At 70.8% G+C, this 16,842-nt stretch carries 12 protein-coding genes; 5 read left to right on the plus strand and 7 right to left on the minus strand.

Features of this window, described 5'->3' with window-relative positions; translation table 11 throughout:
• Positions 1–93: 93 nt before the first annotated feature.
• Entirely contained in the window at positions 94–1,164 is a 1,071-nt protein-coding gene (locus tag ACTB72_RS02125; protein ID WP_463035328.1) for a glycosyltransferase family 4 protein, read from the plus strand.
• Between the two features lie 20 nt (positions 1,165–1,184).
• Here ACTB72_RS02125 and ACTB72_RS02130 read toward each other — a convergent pair whose 3' ends face one another.
• Positions 1,185–2,873, minus strand: a complete 1,689-nt coding sequence (locus ACTB72_RS02130; RefSeq protein WP_463035329.1) for an AMP-binding protein — start codon at positions 2,871–2,873, stop codon at positions 1,185–1,187.
• An 83-nt stretch (positions 2,874–2,956) separates the two neighbouring features.
• Positions 2,957–4,651 carry a thiamine pyrophosphate-dependent enzyme gene (locus ACTB72_RS02135; protein ID WP_463035330.1) on the minus strand — a complete coding sequence of 565 codons (1,695 nt, stop codon included), beginning with the start codon at positions 4,649–4,651 and terminating at the stop codon, positions 2,957–2,959.
• A 254-nt stretch (positions 4,652–4,905) separates the two neighbouring features.
• Here ACTB72_RS02135 and ACTB72_RS02140 point away from each other — a divergent pair, with 254 nt between their 5' ends.
• Entirely contained in the window at positions 4,906–5,376 is a 471-nt protein-coding gene (locus ACTB72_RS02140; protein WP_463035331.1) for a PaaI family thioesterase, read from the plus strand.
• A 114-nt stretch (positions 5,377–5,490) separates the two neighbouring features.
• On the opposite strand, the gene ACTB72_RS02145 is transcribed toward ACTB72_RS02140, so the two are convergent.
• The 4 genes from ACTB72_RS02145 to sciP all read right to left on the minus strand — a co-directional run bounded on the left by ACTB72_RS02145 (position 5,491) and on the right by sciP (position 10,816).
• Positions 5,491–7,041: a CYTH and CHAD domain-containing protein gene (locus ACTB72_RS02145; protein ID WP_463035332.1), complete on the minus strand. Its 1,551-nt coding sequence runs from the start codon at positions 7,039–7,041 to the stop codon at positions 5,491–5,493.
• Between the two features lie 67 nt (positions 7,042–7,108).
• Complete coding sequence (ligA, locus tag ACTB72_RS02150; RefSeq protein ID WP_463035340.1) at positions 7,109–9,544, minus strand: NAD-dependent DNA ligase LigA; 2,436 nt, start codon at positions 9,542–9,544, stop codon at positions 7,109–7,111.
• 180 nt (positions 9,545–9,724) lie between these two features.
• A complete protein-coding gene (ctrA, locus tag ACTB72_RS02155; protein ID WP_463035333.1) occupies positions 9,725–10,435 on the minus strand; it encodes a response regulator transcription factor CtrA in 711 nt (236 codons plus the stop codon).
• A gap of 96 nt (positions 10,436–10,531) precedes the next feature.
• A complete protein-coding gene (sciP, locus tag ACTB72_RS02160; protein WP_463035334.1) occupies positions 10,532–10,816 on the minus strand; it encodes a CtrA inhibitor SciP in 285 nt (94 codons plus the stop codon).
• Between the two features lie 157 nt (positions 10,817–10,973).
• Here sciP and mnmA point away from each other — a divergent pair, with 157 nt between their 5' ends.
• Positions 10,974–12,143 (plus strand): tRNA 2-thiouridine(34) synthase MnmA, encoded by a 1,170-nt coding sequence (gene mnmA, locus ACTB72_RS02165; protein WP_463035335.1) that lies wholly within the window; start codon positions 10,974–10,976, stop codon positions 12,141–12,143.
• A gap of 17 nt (positions 12,144–12,160) precedes the next feature.
• Here the strand turns inward: mnmA and ACTB72_RS02170 are convergent, their stop codons facing one another.
• A complete protein-coding gene (locus ACTB72_RS02170) occupies positions 12,161–12,472 on the minus strand; it encodes an ETC complex I subunit (RefSeq protein ID WP_463035336.1) in 312 nt (103 codons plus the stop codon).
• A gap of 1,389 nt (positions 12,473–13,861) precedes the next feature.
• Here ACTB72_RS02170 and uvrB point away from each other — a divergent pair.
• Positions 13,862–16,042 carry an excinuclease ABC subunit UvrB gene (gene uvrB, locus ACTB72_RS02175; protein ID WP_463035337.1) on the plus strand — a complete coding sequence of 727 codons (2,181 nt, stop codon included), beginning with the start codon at positions 13,862–13,864 and terminating at the stop codon, positions 16,040–16,042.
• A 267-nt stretch (positions 16,043–16,309) separates the two neighbouring features.
• A complete protein-coding gene (locus ACTB72_RS02180; protein WP_463035338.1) occupies positions 16,310–16,828 on the plus strand; it encodes an anthrone oxygenase family protein in 519 nt (172 codons plus the stop codon).
• Positions 16,829–16,842 lie beyond the last annotated feature (14 nt).

A 16,842-nucleotide genomic window follows, 5' to 3' on the forward strand; every position in this document is an offset into this window, starting at 1 on the left:
GACGGCGCCTGCCCGCGGCGTCGCGTCCTTGGCCCTCGGCGCGGCGGCGGAGTAACGGTTGGCGACCACCACGCAACCGCCGCAGGGGGACGGATGACGGTCCATCACATCATGCCCGATCACGAGCTGGGCGGGGGCGGCGTGATGATCGCCCGCCTCGTCGGCGCCTTCGCGGCGCGGGGAGCGGCGGGGGGGCATGTCGTCGTGCTGCCCGAGAACACCGAGCCGCGGCAGCGCGCGCTTTTCGCAGGCCTCCCGCACCGTTTCGGCGCGTTTCCGGGGCGCGGGTCGGTGGCGAAGATGGCGCGGGCCATCGCCGCCGGCGCCGCGAAGGGCGACGTGATCCACGCCCATGGCTCGCGCGCCGCGATGGCGGCGGCGCTGGCGGGCGCGGTCCGGCGGGATCTGCGGGTGGTCTACACGGTGCACGGCTTTCACGGGCTCGCCCAGCCCGGGCCGCTGGGGCTGCGCGCGAGGATCGAGCACGTTCTGGCCCGCCGGGTCGACGCCACCGCCTTCGTGTCGGAGGCCGACGCCGCGCTCGCCCGCGCCCATGGCCTGCGCCATCGCGGCCCGGCCGAGGTGATCGAGAACGGCATGACCATCCCCGTCCCCGACGCGGACGCGCCGCGCGACATCGACGTGCTCTTCGTCGGCCGGCTGGTCTACCAGAAATGGCCGGAGGCCTTCGTCGAGACGGTCGCCCTGATCCCCGGCGCCCCCAAGGTGGTGATGATCGGGGCCGGCGAACTGGCGCCCGTGATCGACGCGCGGGTGGCGGCGCTCGCCCTGCCCGACTTCGCGCGGCATGACGGCCTGCCGTCGGACGAGACGCTGGCCCTGATGCGGCGCGCGAAGATCGTGGCGATGACCTCGCGCTGGGAAGGCCTGCCGACCGTGGCGATCGAGGCCGCCATGTCCGGCGCCCTGCTCGCCGGCTTCGACATCCCCCCGACCCGCGGGATCCTGGGGGATGCCGCCGACGCCTGCCTGACCCCGGCGGACCCCGCCGCGCTGGCGGCCCGCCTGACGGCGCTGCTGGCCGACGACGCCGCCCGCAAGGCGCTGGCCGGCCCGCTGGAGGCCCGGACCCGCGCCCGCTTCGACGCGGGGCGCATGGCCGACCGCTACGCCGCGCTCTACGCCGGCCTGCCCACCCGCTGACCGGCCAAGCAGCGGCGGCGCTACTCGGCCGCCGCCGCCTGCTTCGCCGCCTCCTCGTCGCGCAGCTCCTTGCGGCTCAGCTTGCCGACCGGCGTTCGGGGCAGCGCGTCGCGGAATTCAAGCGCGCGGGGGATCTCGTGGCGGCCGAGCCGGTCCGCGAGAAACGCCTGCAAAGCCTCCAGCGTGAAGGGCGCCGCCCCCGCCTTGAGGGTCACGAAGGCCTTGGCGCTTTCCCCCCGATAGGCGTCCGACACCCCGATCACCGAGCATTCGGCGACGTCGGGATGCTCGTAGACCGCCTGCTCGATCATCTGCGGATAGACGTTGAAGCCGCCCGAGATGATCAGGTCCGACTTGCGGTCCACCAGGTAGAAGAACCCGTCCTCGTCCATCCGCCCCATGTCGCCGGTCAGGAACCAACCCTCGGCCCGGCTCGCCTCGGTCGCGTCCGGGCGGTTCCAGTAGCCCGGCGTGACCGACGCGCCGCGGATGGCGATTTCGCCGACCTCTCCGGGGGGCAGCACCCGGGTCGGCGCGCCATGGTCGACCACCCGGACCTCCATCCCCGGCAGAGGAATGCCGATGGTGCCCGGGCGGGCCGACTGCGCCCCTTCGGGGACCGAGGTGCCGGCCCCGCAGGTCTCGGTCATTCCCCAGCCGCCCAGCAGGGGGAGGCCTGCGCGGGACTCGAACCGCCGCCCGACCTCGACGGGCAGCGGCGCGCCGCCGGAGCCGGCGTTGGTCAGGCTGGAAATATCCCGCGTCTCCATCCCCGGATGCGCCGCCATGGCGATCCAGATGGTGGGGACGGCCGGAAAATAGGTGATCCTGTGGGTCTCGATGTCGTCGAAGGCCTGGTCGGGGTCGAAGCGCATGCGCAGCACGATCTTGCCGCCCGTCTCCGTGGTCCGCATCAGCACCACGGCCAGCGCGTAGATGTGGAAGAGGGGAAGCACGCAGAGGGTCGAGCCCTCCTCCGCCAGCGCCGGGTCCATCGCGGTCCAGGCGTTGAAGGACCGCACCGCGCCGACCAGATTGCGATGGGTCAGCATCGCCCCCTTGGGCAGGCCGGTGGTGCCGCCGGTGTATTGCAGCAGCGCCACATCGTCCGGCGCGCTGGTCTCCTCGGACCGCGTCTCCGGCGCGCCGGCCAGAAACGCCCCCGCATCCACCACGTCCGCCCGGTCCGGCAGGGGCGCGAGCGGGACCGGGAACGGCCCGAACGCCGCCTCGTCGCAGAGGATCACCTTGTCCACCACGCCCTCGTCGAGCATGCGCAGCGCCATCTTCACCAGATCCGGCAGGTTGATCGTCACCAGGATGCGGGACCCTGAATCCGTCGCCTTGTGGGCCAGCACCCGGAACGGGTCGAGCGCGGAGAGATGCGCGACCCGCCCCCCCGCCGCCAGCGCCCCGTAGAAGAAGAACGGATGCCAGAGCGTGTTGGGCAGATAGAGCGCCAGCGTGTCGCCCCGCCCGAACCCGTCCGCCTTCAGCGCGTTGGCCGCCTGCCAGGCGCGCCGGCCCAGCGCCTCATAGGTCAGGTCCGGCCCGCGATAGCTGATCGCCACGCGGTCGGCATAGCGCGTGACGGCGGCGGCGAAAGCCTGGGGCACGGTCTCGTCGGGGGTCGGAACCTCCCATCGCACGCCTTGGGGATAATGCGCCTCCCACGGGTGCGGGCGCCGCGCGGCGGCGGGTTCGGTCATCGGTTCTTCCTCCCGGGGTCGCCCGTTCTGCGCGGGTCGATCTGCATGGTTGCGGCCACGCTACGGACGGTCGGGGAGGCGCGTCAATAGGGGCCGGGACCGGGCGCCGCCGTCGCCGCGGCGCGGATGCCGGAGATGGTGGCGAAGGGCGAGATCGCCTCGACCGAGGCTTTGGCATGGATCACCACCGGGCCGTCATGGGCGAGGGCCGCGTCCACAGCCTCCGCCGCCTCCTCCGGCGTGGTGACGGTCAGGCCCAGCGCGCCGAAGGACCGTCCCCAGGCCGCGAAGTCGGGGTTCGAGAGCTGGGTGCCCGACACCCGGCCGGGGAACGCCTTCTCCTGATGCAGACGGATGGTGCCGTAAAACCCGTTGTCGGAGATGACGATGATCGGCGTCGCCCCCTGCGCCGCCGCGGTGGCGAGCTCGGACCCCGTCATCAGCACGCCGCCGTCGCCGCAGAAGCCGAACACCTTGCGCCCCGGATAGCGGAGCGACGCCGCGACCGCCGCCGGCACGCCGAGCCCCATCGCTCCGCCCGCCGCGCCCAGCGCCTGCGTGGTCCCGTCCCACGGCCATTCGGAGTGGATCCAGCCGGAGAAGTTGCCCGCATCCATGGTCAGGATCGCGTCCTTGGGGGCCTTCGCCGCCAGCGCCCGGATCATGTGGCCGAAGTCGAGCCCGTCGGGCCGGTCCTCCGGCGCCTTGTGGCGCATGTTGCGCGCCTTGGCGTTGACGCCCCTGGCCCATTCGGCGCGGGCGGGGGGAAGCTCGGCGTTGCGCTCGGCCAACGCCGCGAGGAAGGCCACCGGGTCGGCGGCGAGCCCCATCTCGGCCGCGATCACCTGCCCGATCACGCCGGCGTCGGCATGGACATGGATCAGCGGCTGGTCGGGAACCGGCGCCTTGGGGAAGGACCAGCCTTGGGTCGGCGTGTCGGCGAGCCGCGTGCCCACCGCGATCACCAGATCGGCCTTCTTCAGCGGCTCGATCACCGCGGGGGGCAGCTTGAAGCCGAGATGGCCGGCATAGAGCGGCGACTCGTTGTCGAAGATGTGCTGGTTCTTGAAAGTCAGCGCGACGGGGATGCCGTGCGCCTCGGCCGCACGGGCCAGCGCCTTGCGGCCCTCGTCCGAGCCGACGCCATGACCGGCGATGATCAGCGGCCGCTCGGCCTTGGCCAGCATCGCCATGGCGCGGTCGATGTCGGCCGAGGCGACGCCCGCCCGCGGGATCGGCATCGGGCCGATGACGGGGGCGATGGTGAATTCCTCCAGCATGTCCTCGGGCAGCACGATGATCGCGGGCCCGGGGGTCGGCGAACAGGCGGCCTGCACGGCGCGGGCGACGACCTCGGGCAGCTGGGAGGGGTCGTTCACCTCGCGCACGAACTTGGCCATGCCGCCGAACATCTGGACGTAGTCCACTTCCTGGAAGGCGCCGCGGCCCCGCTCCCATTTCGCGACCTGGCCCAGCAGCACCACCAGCGGCACGCCGTCCTGCTCGGCCAGGTGCACGGCGATGGAGATGTTCGTGGCCCCGGGCCCGCGCGACGCGGCGCAGAGGCCGGGCTTGCCGGTCAGTTTCGCGTCGGCGGCGGCCATCAGGCCGGCGCCGCCCTCATGCCGGCAGACCACCGTGTGGATGGTCGAGTCGGCCAGCGCGTCGAGAAAGCTCAGATAGCTCTCGCCCGGCACGCAGAACATGCGGTCGAAGCCCTGGGCCTCGAGACAGCGCGCCAGCAGATCAGCCGCGCGCATCCCACCCGGTTCGGTCATGTCGGTTCCTCCCGATGTCATCCCTTGCGGCCCATGCGGGGGGCGGAGGGGCGACAGGCCGCACGCCCCCGCGACCCCGGGCCGGATTGACCGGGATACTCGCGTCGGGAACGTTCCGCTGCAACCCGCCATCCGCGTCCCCCGCGGATATCCCTCAAGCCCCCTGCCCGCACGCGCGGCGCGCAGCCCGCCCGGCCCTGCCGGCGCGCGGCGGCCGCGGCGTCGGGCCCACCCGCGACGGAGCCCCGCGCCACATGCCGCACGACCACGCCTCGCCGACCCTCGATGCCGAATACGACCCGCTGGCCGCCGAGCCGCCCTATCCCTACCAGGAGCTGATCGGGTTCCGCATCGCCGAGTGGCGCGAGAATTTCGCGGCGGTCGATCTGGATGTGGCCGACAAGCACTTCAACCGGCACGGCATTCCGCATGGGGGGGTGATGGCGACGCTGCTCGACACCGCCTTCGGCTTCGCGTCCTGCTATTGCCCTTATCCGGGACGGGTGCGGCGGGCGATGACGCTGTCGCTGACCACCAACTACGTGGGCCAGCTGAAGGGCACGAAGATGCGCGCCACCGCCTGGGTGACCGGCGGCGGGCGGCGCAGCTTCTTCGCGGCGGGCAAGATCGAGGACGACACCGGCGCGCTCATCGCCACCGCCTCGGCCGCGATGCGCTGGCGGGGCAATGGCGGCGACCCGATGGGCGACCCGCTCGCGCATTGAGAGCCGCGCCGCGCGACGACGTGGGCGCCGGCGGCGCCGGGGCGCCCGCGCGGCCGGGCGACCGGGGCGCAGGTGGCGAGGGGCGCGGATGGCGAGGAGTGGGGGGAGGCGCGATCAACGCCAGAAGCGCTTCGCCTCGGCCAGCGCGTCCCACAGCAGACGGGCCTTCGCCCAATCGACCTCGGCCTGCGCCTCCAGGCGCCCCAGCATCCGGCCGGCGGCGCGCTGGGCTGCGGGGTCCGCCTCCGCCGGGGCGCCGGGCGCGGTCAGCACCGTCTCCACCATCGCCGCGTCATTGAGCGCGCCGAACACGTTCTGAAGCTTTTTCAAGGGCTTGCGGTAGGGGGCGACCGCCTCCGAGGCGTAGAGCGGCGCGAAGAAGTCCACGCCGTAGCGCAGCTTCTTCAACTCCTTGCGCAGGGTGTGGCGGGCCTCGATGTCCAGATCCTCCAACCCCTCGGCCGCCTTGCGCGCCTTCTTCCAGCGCCTGGCCAGACCCGCGGCGGCGGCGACCTCCACCGGCCGGGCAAGCAGCGCGGTCTGGCCGTGATCCTGCGGGCGCAGCCAGCCGCGCAGCTCCACGAAGGCCGAGAGATCGAGCAGGAACAGCCGCGTCTCGGGCGCCGCCAACGCCGCGCGCAGCGAGGCGCGCGCCGCCTCCCGCGGCGGAGCGAGAGCCGTGGCCAGCGCTTCCAGCCCCGCCGCATCGGCCCCGGGCGCGCGCGCGGCGCGGGGCAGCATCTCCTCGGCCAGCACGTCGAGGTCGCGCAGCCGCCCCGCCTCCCCCGCCAGCCGGCGCGCCTGGTCGTTGAGGCCGCGCATCGCCGGCCCGTCGAGCTCCGCCCGGAAAATCGCGAACAGGCTGCGCAGCCGCCGCAGCCCGACACGCAGCTGATGCGGCCCGCCGACCGCGTCGCCCGCCAGCACGCAGGCGACGTTGGCGTCGATCTGGCCGAGACAGTCGCGCAGCATCCGCGCCGCCGCGGCCTCCGCCGTCTCCTCCCGGACAAGGCGCGGGGGCGCCGCGTGGCGGGGGGCGGGGGGCGGGACCGCCGGCTCGCCTGCCGCCAGCGCATAACCGCGCGCCGATTTCGAGCGTTCCGAGAACCGCGCCGGGATCTTCGCGAACAGCCCTTGCGCCATAGCGTAAAGCGCCGCGGGATCGCCTGATTTCAGCTCCAGCTCCACCTCGCGCAGCGGCTCGCGCGCGCCGCCGGCGACGATTTCGCCCACGTCGATGGCGAGCTCCGCCGTCCCGCCGTCGAGCGCGAGATCCCGCGCGGTGCGTTCGATCAACGTCTCGAACACCGGCGACAGCGGCGCGTCTGCGATCGCGGCCTCCACCGCCGCGCGCAGGCCCGGATCGGCGATCAGCCCAAGATCCAGCCGCCCGCCCGGGGCCGGCGCCTCGTCCTCCTCCACCGCGAACAGGCCCGCGCCGACGCCGGAGCCGCGCTTGGCGGTCTGCACCCAGCCCCGCCCGACCTTGCGCAGCCTGAGCGCGATCCGGGCGCGGGCCAGCGCCTGATCGGGCGTATCGAAGTAGATCGAGCGCAAACGGGAACGCCGCGCCGGCCCCGTCGCCATCGCGCGCAAGGCGGAGGACCGGCGCAACGCCGCCTCGGCCGCTTCATCCAACAGGAATTTCAACTCGATCTCAGTCATGCGACACAAATATGACGTGCGCGTCGCCGCGACAAATGTCATATTTCACAACCCTGAGTTGCGTCGCCTAGCGCGCGGCGAGCGCGATCCACTCATCCTCCGAGATCACCTCGACCCCCAGCTCTTCCGCCTTCTTCAGCTTGGAGCCGGCGCCAGGGCCCGCGATCACCAGGTCGGTCCTGGCCGAGACCGAGCCGGAGACCTTCGCCCCCATCGCCTCCGCCCGGGCCTTGGCCTCGGCCCGGCTCATCTTCTCGAGCGTGCCGGTGAAAACCAGGGTCTTGCCGGCGACGGGGCTGTCCGAGCCGCGCGCTTCCGGCGGGATCGGGGTGAGATGGGCGCGGAGCCGGTCGATGGCGCCCCGCTCCTCCGCCCCCGCCAGCCCGTCGGACAGCGACAGCGCCAGGATCGGGCCGATGCCGTCGGCGTCGACCAGATGGCGCCAGGCGGCCTCGGCGCGGGCCACGATGTCGTTCGCATCCTCGGCGCGGGAGTCCGCCTCCAGCCGCAGGCGGGTCTCTTCCATCGCCGCGTCCCATGCCGCGGCGCGGACCTTGAGAATGGTGGCGCGGCGACCTTCCGCCTTCGCCGCCTGACGCTCCGCCGCCTCGGCCGCATCCGCGGCGCGATGCGCGAGCGCCGCGGGGCGGGCGGCGTCCAGCGCCCCGGTCAGCTCATCCCAATCGCCATAGAGCCGCGCCAGATCCAGCGCCGCGACCTCGCCGACATGGCGGATGCCGAGGCCGAAGATCAGGCGCTGCAGTTCGATCTTTTTGCGCCCCTCGATGGCGTTGAACAGGTTGCGGGCGCTGATCTCGCCGAACCCCTTGATGTCGGAGAGCGGGGTGGTCGAGAGCGTTCGCAGCGCCTCCGCCGCCGCATCCAGCGCGCCGTCGCCTTCCGGCAGCGCGATCCCCAACGGCGCGAGAAGCGCACGGTAGTCGTCGGCGACCGCCGCGCGCCTGTGCTCCGTCGCCTGCGCCGCGATGAACGCCGCCGCGTCGCCCAGCAACTTGCCCGTGGCATCGCGCGCCGGCAGCTCGAAAATATCCGCCGGTTCTGCGATCCAGTTGAGCGCGTGGAACAATTCCACCTGCTTCGCCCCCAGTCCCTCGATGTCGAAGGCGTTGCGGGACACGAAATGCTTCAGCCGCTCGACCCGCTGCGCCGGGCAGATGAGGCCCCCCGTGCAGCGTCGCGCCGCCTCTCCGGCTTCGCGCACGGCCGGCGAGCCGCAGGCCGGGCAGGTCTCCGGCGGGGTCCAGCGCACGGCCCCTTCCGGCCGGCGCGACACATCCACGTCCAGCACCTTGGGGATCACGTCGCCGGCGCGGTAGACGATGACCGTGTCGCCGACGCGCAGGTCCCGCCCCTCCCGGAGAGGCTCGCCGTCCGAGCCGAGGCCGGCGATGTAATCCTCATTGTGCAGCGTGGCGTTGGAGACGACGACGCCCCCCACCGTGACCGGGCGCAACCGCGCGACCGGGGACAGCGCGCCGGTGCGGCCGACCTGGATCTCGATATCCTCGAGCACGGTGATCGCGGTCTCGGCCGGGAACTTGTGGGCGATGGCCCAGCGCGGGGTGGCGGCGCGGAAGCCGAGCCGCTCCTGATAATCGAGCCGGTCGACCTTGTAGACGACGCCGTCGATATCGTAGCCGAGATTGGCGCGGGCGGCCTCGATATCGCGGTAGCGGGCCAGCGCCGCCTCCGGGGTCGCGACCCTTGCGGCATGGGGATTCACCTGGAATCCCAGCGCTTTGTATCGCTCCAGCACGCCCGACTGGGTGTCGGCCAGCGGGGCCGAGACCTCGCCCCAGGCATAGGCGAAGAAGCGCAGCGGGCGGGCGGCGCTGATGGTCGAATCGAGCTGGCGCAGGCTGCCTGCGGCGGCGTTGCGCGGGTTGGCGAAGGTTTTCGCCCCCGCCTCCGCCTGGCGGGCGTTGAGCGCGGCGAAATCGGCATGGGTCATGTAGACCTCGCCGCGGACCTCGAGGATTTCGGGCGCGTTTTCCAGCCGCTCGGGGATGTCTTCGACGGTGCGGGCGTTGGCGGTGACGTTTTCGCCGGATTCGCCGTCGCCGCGGGTCGCCGCCTCGATCAGCACGCCGTTCTCGTAGCGGAGCGACAGCGACAGGCCGTCGATCTTGGGCTCCGCCACCAGCGCCAGCTCCGCTCCCGCGTCGAGGCCGAGGAAGCGGCGCAGACCGATCACGAATTTCTCGACGTCCTCGTCGGAGAAGGCGTTGTTGAGCGACATCATCCGCACCCGGTGGCGGATGGTCCCGAATCCCTCGGACGGCGCGGCGCCGACCCGGTCGGAGGGGCTGTCTTCGCGTTTCAGATCGGGGAATCGCGCCTCGATGGCGCGGTTTCGACGCTTGAGCGCGTCATAGTCGGCGTCGGGCGCCAGCGGCGCGTCCGCCTGATGATAGGCGGCGTCGAGCCGGGCGGCGAGATCGGCCAGGCGGGCCAGTTCGGCCCGGGCCGCGGCCTCGTCCAGCTCATCGACCGGAAGCGCCGCATAGGCGCCCGCGTCGAGATCGGGCGCGTCGTCCCCCGCGGGGGCTCCGGTTGCGGACGGATCGGCATCCTGCACGTTGTCGGGCGGCATCGAATCCTCGCAGCTTGCTCGGGGCTCAATGTCCGACCGGCGATCCTTCCGTCAACCCGGAGCGCGCCGTCAGCCGCCCGTGGCGGCCAGCGGCTGGGCCATCGGCGTGGGATCGCGCAGCACATAGCCGCGGCCCCAGACCGTCTCGATGTAGTTCTCCCCGCCCGTCGCGCCCGAGAGCTTCTTGCGCAGCTTGCAGATGAACACGTCGATGATCTTCAGTTCAGGTTCGTCCATGCCGCCGTAGAGATGGTTCAGAAACATCTCCTTGGTCAGCGTGGTGCCCTTGCGCAGGGAAAGCAGCTCCAGGATCTGGTACTCCTTCCCCGTCAGGTGCACCGGGTGTCCGTCGACCTCGACGGTCTTGCCGTCGAGATTGACCTTGATCTTGCCGGTTTCGATGATCGACTGGGCATGCCCCTTCGAGCGGCGGACGATCGCGTGAATCCGTGCGATCAGCTCCTCCCGGTTGAAGGGCTTGGTCAGATAATCATCGGCCCCGAAGCCGAAGCCCTTGATCTTGTTGTCGGTATCGTCCAGCCCGGACAGGATCAGGATCGGCGTGTCGATCTTGGCGACACGCAGTTTCTTGAGCACGTCGTAGCCGGTCATGTCCGGAAGGTTCAGGTCCAGAAGGATCAGGTCGTAGTCGTAGAGCTTGGCGAGGTCGATCCCTTCCTCGCCAAGGTCGGTGGCGTATACGTTTAGGTTCGCGTTGCGGAGCATCAGTTCGATGCTCTGCGACGTGGCGGGATCATCCTCGATCAACAGGACGCGCATGAACGCTCCTCCGTGCAGGTTCCGGTTGCGTAGGCTCACCTTCCGTCACAAAGGTAAATCAATTGCTACCACCTTAACGCGAGTTAAGACAAACTTTCAACTTCTGGTGGAGCGATATCTCTGCAGCGCGGTCGTGCGCAGCGCGTTGATGCCATGCGACGACACCGCGGTCAGCCAGCCGTCCAGCTCCTCAGCCGACAGGTCCCAGGTCTCGCAGGCCTCCTCGACCGAGATCAGGCCGCCCTTGACCGCGGCCACCACGGCCGCCTTGCGCCGCGCCACCCAGCGACGGGTGGTCGGCGACGGCAAATCCTTGCGCGTGATGCGCGCGCCATCGGGCCCGACCACGGAAGTCGGGATTTCTCTCGCGTCAATACGCATAGCCTCACTCCACCACTGTTTCACTCACCCGGGGAGAACGCTATCCGCATGGGGTTTCGCGATGGTGAATCACCGGAAATCAAGGCGCCGCGGCCGCGGGACGCCTTGATGGCGCCCTGCCCCGCCCTTATGAAACGCAGGAGAAACGGAGGCTCCGATGGCTCTCGACCGCAACGTCGAATCACCTGCGGCCAACTCGCCGGGCCCAAACTCGCTGGGGCTCGCCAAGGGCCCGGCCGAGACGCGCGTGGTGGCCGCCATGTCGGGCGGCGTCGACAGCTCGGTGGTCGCGGCCATGCTGGCGCGGGAGGGCTACGACGTCATCGGCGTGACCCTGCAGCTCTACGATCACGGCGCGGCCCTGGCCCGGAAGGGCGCCTGCTGCGCCGGCCGCGACATTCATGACGCGCGCCGCGTGGCCGAGACCATGGGCTTCCCCCATTACGTGCTCGACTACGAATCGCGGTTCCGGGAGGCGGTGATCGACGACTTCGCCGATTCGTACCTCGCCGGCGCCACCCCGATTCCCTGCGTGCGCTGCAATGAGCGGGTGAAGTTCCGCGATCTGCTCGACACCGCGCGCGAGCTCGACGCCGACGTGATGGCCACCGGGCATTACGTGCGCCGGATCGACGGGGCTCACGGGCCGGAGCTGCACCGCGCCGCCGATCCCGCGCGCGACCAGTCCTATTTCCTGTTCGCCACCACGCGCGAGCAGCTCGCCCTGCTGCGATTCCCGCTGGGCGACCTCGGCTCCAAGGCCGAGACCCGGGCGCTGGCCGCGGAATTCGGGCTGGGCGTGGCCGACAAGCCCGACAGCCAGGACATCTGCTTCGTGCCCAATGGCGACTACGCCGCGGTGATCGAAAAGCTGCGCCCCGGCGCCGGCCAGCCCGGCGAGATCGTGCATCTCGACGGGCGGGTGCTGGGCGAGCATCAGGGCCTGATCCGCTACACGGTCGGCCAGCGCCGCGGCCTCGGCATCTCGGCGCCGGAGCCGCTGCACGTGATCCGGCTGGAGCCCGAGACCCGCCGCGTCATCGTCGGCCCGCGCGAGGCGCTGGGCCTGCGGCGGATCCCGCTCAACGAAATCAACTGGTTGGGCGACGGGGCGTTCGAGGACGCGCCGGAAGGCGGGTGGGAGATCGAGGCCCGCGTCCGCTCCACCCGCCCCTCGGCCCCGGCGCGGCTGCGGCCGCTGGGCGACGGACGGGCGGAGGTGGAGCTGGCGGCGGCGGAACAGGGCGTGGCCCCGGGACAGGCCTGCGTGTTCTACGCGCCCGAAGGCAGCCGCGTGCTGGGCGGCGGCTGGATCACCCGGGGCTGATCAGACGCTGGACGCGCTCAATGCGTCCAGGCGCCCTTGCGATCGTAGGAGAAATTGGAGCCGTAGCCGCGGGCGCGGATATTGGGCTTGCGTCCATGCGGCTCGGTCACCTGGGCGGCGATGCCGTGGCGGGCGGCGTACTCGACCGCGGCCTCCTTGGTGGGGAATTCGATCCGCACCTGGCCCTGCATGTCGCCGGAGCCGGTCCAGCCCATCAGCGGGTCGATCCGCTTGGCTTCGTCGGGCGCGAATTCCAGCACCCAATGCGTGGTGCGGGCGGTCCCCGACTGCATGGCGGTCTTCGCGGGCTTGTAGATTCGCGCGAACATGGCAGGTCTCCTCGGCCGGATCGCCCGGATATGGACCGGCGCGGGGCCGGCTGGCAAGCGCCGGGGCGTCGCGGGCGGAAAGACGCATATTACGCGCCATTCCGGCACAGCTTGAGCGAAGGCTGCATATCAGCGTGGAATCAGCGGGTTAGAGGCCGGGATTCCGGGTCGAATCACCGGGCTTGGCAACGCTCCGGAAAGACTTTGCGCGCATAACGGGGTCCGGGCGAGCGGCGGCCAAGGCTTCCGCGGTCCTGTGAAAGACCCCTGGCGCGGAATGCGCCGCGGGCCGGACGACACGGCGGACAGGGCCAGGGGTGGCCTGAGCGTCGGGGTCGACCGGACCGCAGGGGGAGGAGACTCGGACCATGGGCCGGCTGAACGTCGGCGAAACCTGGTCCTTAGCCGGTCGAAGCGCCGGACATCCAGCAAGACGCGGATCGGATCGCGACCGCCGGGCATGGCCTGCCGCGGGCCCAGGCCGCGGATCGGAGGCCCCATGGGTGGAGGCTCCGTCCGTGGCCGGCAGGACCAACCCGACGCGGGCGGGCCGGATCCGCAATCTCGCCGGCGTCGCGGACCCAGGGGTGGGGCCGCGACGCCGCAAGCCGGCTGCGATGGGCGCCCGGGCTGGCCGCGGTCGCGGGCGCGCCGAACGGTCGTCTCCCTGCGCCGTCGGTGACGTCGGGCCGCAACGTCGCCCGAACCGATCCCCGCTTCCTTCGCCGAAGGACATGGCGCAGAAGCGGGTTGGAGAACCGCCCCCTGACCGACGCGCTTTCGGCACGGATGACCGCTCAGGGTCGACTTGGCCGCCCCCGGATCGTATTGCGCCGGAAACAGGGGGCCGTGGAGCGCTCGACCTGATGAATGCCTTGCGACCTCGCGGATGGCGCGGTCAGACGATCCGTGCGGCCCCCGACATGCTGCACCGACCTCGAAACGGCCCCGGCCGTAACCGACTCGCCCCGGCCCTGCCCGCTGTCCCCGGCCCTGCCCGCTGTCCCCGGTCCGATGTCCACGCCCGATGTCCGGGCCGCGCGCAATAAAAAGCCGGCCCCGTTCCCCGGGGGCCGGCTCGGCGACGAAGCCGCCAGATGAGGCGCTTCACTGCGCCGTCAGTATCAGACCTTCCAGTCTGAATATGGTGATCGCCGGCCAGACGCTTGGGAGCGAGGGGTGGGGTGGGTGGTGCCGCGCCCGGCCGGCGATCTTTCTTGTTGCTCCAACTTGACCCTACATCCAGCAGGGCGGAGCCGGCAACAAGAAACTCAACCTATGCGTGTTTTCATGTGGTTCCGTTCAAGAACCTCCGATTTTCCGTCGCGCGCTTGATTAACCCGCCGACAAGGTCAATCTCACGTAAAACGGTGAAGAGAGGGTTAAGACATGACCGTGGATTCGATCGTCACCATTCCCGAGCCCCGCAAGCGCGAGAAGCTCGAGGGAGGGGTGCGACTGGTCATGGAGACCGATTACACCGCCGCCGGCGACCAGCCCAACGCCATCGCCGAGCTCTCGGCCGGCATCGACGGCGGCGACCGCGACCAGGTGCTGCTCGGCGCGACCGGCACCGGCAAGACCTTCACCATGGCCAAGGTCATCGAACAGACCCAGCGCCCGGCGATCATCCTCGCCCCGAACAAGACGCTGGCCGCACAACTTTATGGCGAGTTCAAACGGTTCTTTCCGAACAATGCCGTGGAATATTTCGTTTCATATTACGACTACTACCAGCCCGAGGCCTATGTCGCGCGCTCCGACACCTACATCGCCAAGGAATCGCAGATCAACGAGCAGATCGACCGGATGCGCCACGCCGCCACCCGGTCGCTGCTGGAGCGGGACGACGTCATCATCGTCGCCTCGGTCAGCTGCATCTACGGCATCGGCGCCGTCGAAACCTATGGCGCGATGACCCAGGATCTGGTCTCGGGCAATGATTACGATTTGCGGCAAGTGATGCGTGAGCTGACCGCGCAGCAATACAAACGCAACGACGTGGCCTTCGTGCGCGGCGCTTTCCGGGTCCGCGGCGATTCGCTGGAGGTCTGGCCGGCGCATCTCGACGACCGCGCCTGGCGATTCTCCTTCTTCGGCGACCAGCTCGAATCGATCGTGGAATTCGATCCCCTGACCGGGGAGCGGATGGCCGAGCTCTCCAAGGTCCGGATCTACGCCAACAGCCACTATGTGACGCCGCGCCCGACCATGCAGCAGGCGGTGAAGGGCATCAGAGCCGAGCTTCGCCAGACCCTCGACCGCATGGTCGGCGACGGCCGCCTGCTGGAGGCGCAGCGGCTCGAACAGCGCACCAACCACGATCTGGAGATGCTGGAGGCGACCGGCGTCTGCAACGGCATCGAAAACTACTCGCGCTATCTCACCGGCCGCGGCCCCGGCGAGCCGCCGCCCACGCTCTTCGAATACATCCCCGACAACGCCATCGTCTTCGCCGACGAGTCCCACGTCACCGTCCCCCAGCTCGGCGGCATGTACCGGGGCGACTACCGGCGCAAATTCACGCTGGCCGAGCACGGCTTCCGCCTGCCGTCCTGCATGGACAACCGCCCCCTCAAATTCGAGGAATGGGACGCGATGCGCCCGCAATCGGTGTTCGTGTCGGCCACGCCCTCGGCCTGGGAGCTGGAGCAGGCCGGCGGCGTCTTCGTCGAGCAGGTGATCCGCCCCACCGGCCTGATCGACCCGCCGATCGAGATCCGGCCCGTCGAGACCCAGGTCGACGATCTGCTCGACGAGGTCCGCAAGGTGGCGCTCGCCGGCAACCGGGTGCTGTGCACCACGCTCACCAAGCGCATGGCCGAGGATCTGACCGAATACATGCACGAGCAGGGCATCCGCGTGCGATACATGCACTCGGACATCGACACCATCGAGCGGATCGAGATCCTGCGCGACCTCCGCCTCGGGGCCTTCGACGTGCTGATCGGCATCAACCTGCTGCGCGAGGGGCTGGATATTCCCGAATGCGCGTTGGTGGCGATTCTGGATGCGGACAAGGAAGGGTTCCTGCGCTCCGAGACCTCGCTGATCCAGACCATCGGCCGGGCGGCGCGCAACGTCGAGGGGCGGGTGATCATGTATGCCGACCGCATCACCGGCTCGATGGAGCGCGCGATGCGCGAGACCGACCGCCGGCGCGAGAAGCAGGTCGCCTACAACGAAGCGCACGGCATCACCCCGACCACGATCCGCAAGAACATCGAGGACGTGCTGGAGGGGGTGTGGAAAGGCGACACCGACGCCTCTCGCATCACCGCGAAGGTCGAGAAGGGGCCGAAGCCGGGCGCGAACCTGCAGGCGCATCTCGAAAATCTGCGGCGCGAGATGATGAAGGCCGCCGAGAACCTGGAATTCGAGGAGGCCGCCCGCCTGCGCGACGAGGTCAAGCGGCTGGAGGCGGTGGAGCTCGCCATCGCCGACGACCCGCTCGCCCGTCAGTCGGCGGTGGAGGAGGCGACGGATGCGGCGGTGAAGGCCGGCGGCCGGTCCACGGCCGGCAAGGCCGGGACGCGGACCTATCGGGGCAAGAGCTCGAAGAAAGCCTGATACGGCGGTGCGGCGCCCCGGCGGAGGACGCCGCGCGACGGCCGGAGCGCTGATGTCCCGGGCGCGCCCGCGCGGCGGGGCCGGCGGAGGCGCCCGGTGGCGGCGGGTCCCCGGCCCCGCATTCCGGTGAAAACGCCGACCCCGACGCCGACCGGATCGGTCTGACCCTACGTTGGATGGACAGGAGCAACCCGAGGGCGCGCGGACATTCTCGCGCCGCTCGAACATCCGGCGACGCCTGCGAGCCAGGCGAGGGGAGGAGCCGACATGACCACGAAACTCATCGGTTGGCCGGCGACGGGCTCCGCCGCGCTCGCGCTGCTGCTGACAGGGGCGCTCTTCGGCTTCTTCTATGCCTGGGTATGTTCGACCATGTGGGGGCTGGATGCGGCCGATCCGCAGGTGGCGATCGCGGCCATGCAGGCGATGAACGCCTCGGTGCGCAACGCGGTGTTCGCGCCGGCCTTCTTCGGCGCCGCCCCGGCCTGCGCGCTCGCCGCGCTGGCCGCCTGGGGGGCCGGGTCGCGCGACGCCGCCCTGCGCTTCGGGCTGGCCGCCTTCCTGGTGCTGGCGGGCTGCGTCGCGACCTTCCTGGTCAACGTGCCGATGAACGAGGCGCTGGCGGGCCTCGCCGTGCCCGGGGACCGGGCCGAGGCCGCCGCGATCTGGGCCCCCTGGTCGGCTCGCTGGCAGGACTGGAACCTGGCGCGCACGGTTCTTTGCGGCGCCGGTCTGCTGGCGGTGGGCGCAGGACTGGTGGCGCTGGCGCGTCGCCAGACGGCGTAGGGCGGGTGCGAACC

Source organism: Albimonas sp. (assembly GCF_055129145.1).

Bases quoted from the DNA above. Each gene is read 5' to 3' on its own strand.
- mnmA (WP_463035335.1), top strand. From the start codon at position 10,974: ATGGCTCTCGACCGCAACGTCGAATCACCTGCGGCCAACTCGCCGGGC.
- ACTB72_RS02170 (WP_463035336.1), bottom strand. From the start codon at position 12,472: ATGTTCGCGCGAATCTACAAGCCCGCGAAGACCGCCATGCAGTCGGGG.
- sciP (WP_463035334.1), bottom strand. From the start codon at position 10,816: ATGCGTATTGACGCGAGAGAAATCCCGACTTCCGTGGTCGGGCCCGAT.
- uvrB (WP_463035337.1), top strand. From the start codon at position 13,862: ATGACCGTGGATTCGATCGTCACCATTCCCGAGCCCCGCAAGCGCGAG.
- ACTB72_RS02135 (WP_463035330.1), bottom strand. From the start codon at position 4,651: ATGACCGAACCGGGTGGGATGCGCGCGGCTGATCTGCTGGCGCGCTGT.
- ACTB72_RS02125 (WP_463035328.1), top strand. From the start codon at position 94: ATGACGGTCCATCACATCATGCCCGATCACGAGCTGGGCGGGGGCGGC.
- ACTB72_RS02130 (WP_463035329.1), bottom strand. From the start codon at position 2,873: ATGACCGAACCCGCCGCCGCGCGGCGCCCGCACCCGTGGGAGGCGCAT.
- ACTB72_RS02145 (WP_463035332.1), bottom strand. From the start codon at position 7,041: ATGACTGAGATCGAGTTGAAATTCCTGTTGGATGAAGCGGCCGAGGCG.
- ctrA (WP_463035333.1), bottom strand. From the start codon at position 10,435: ATGCGCGTCCTGTTGATCGAGGATGATCCCGCCACGTCGCAGAGCATC.
- ACTB72_RS02180 (WP_463035338.1), top strand. From the start codon at position 16,310: ATGACCACGAAACTCATCGGTTGGCCGGCGACGGGCTCCGCCGCGCTC.
- ACTB72_RS02140 (WP_463035331.1), top strand. From the start codon at position 4,906: ATGCCGCACGACCACGCCTCGCCGACCCTCGATGCCGAATACGACCCG.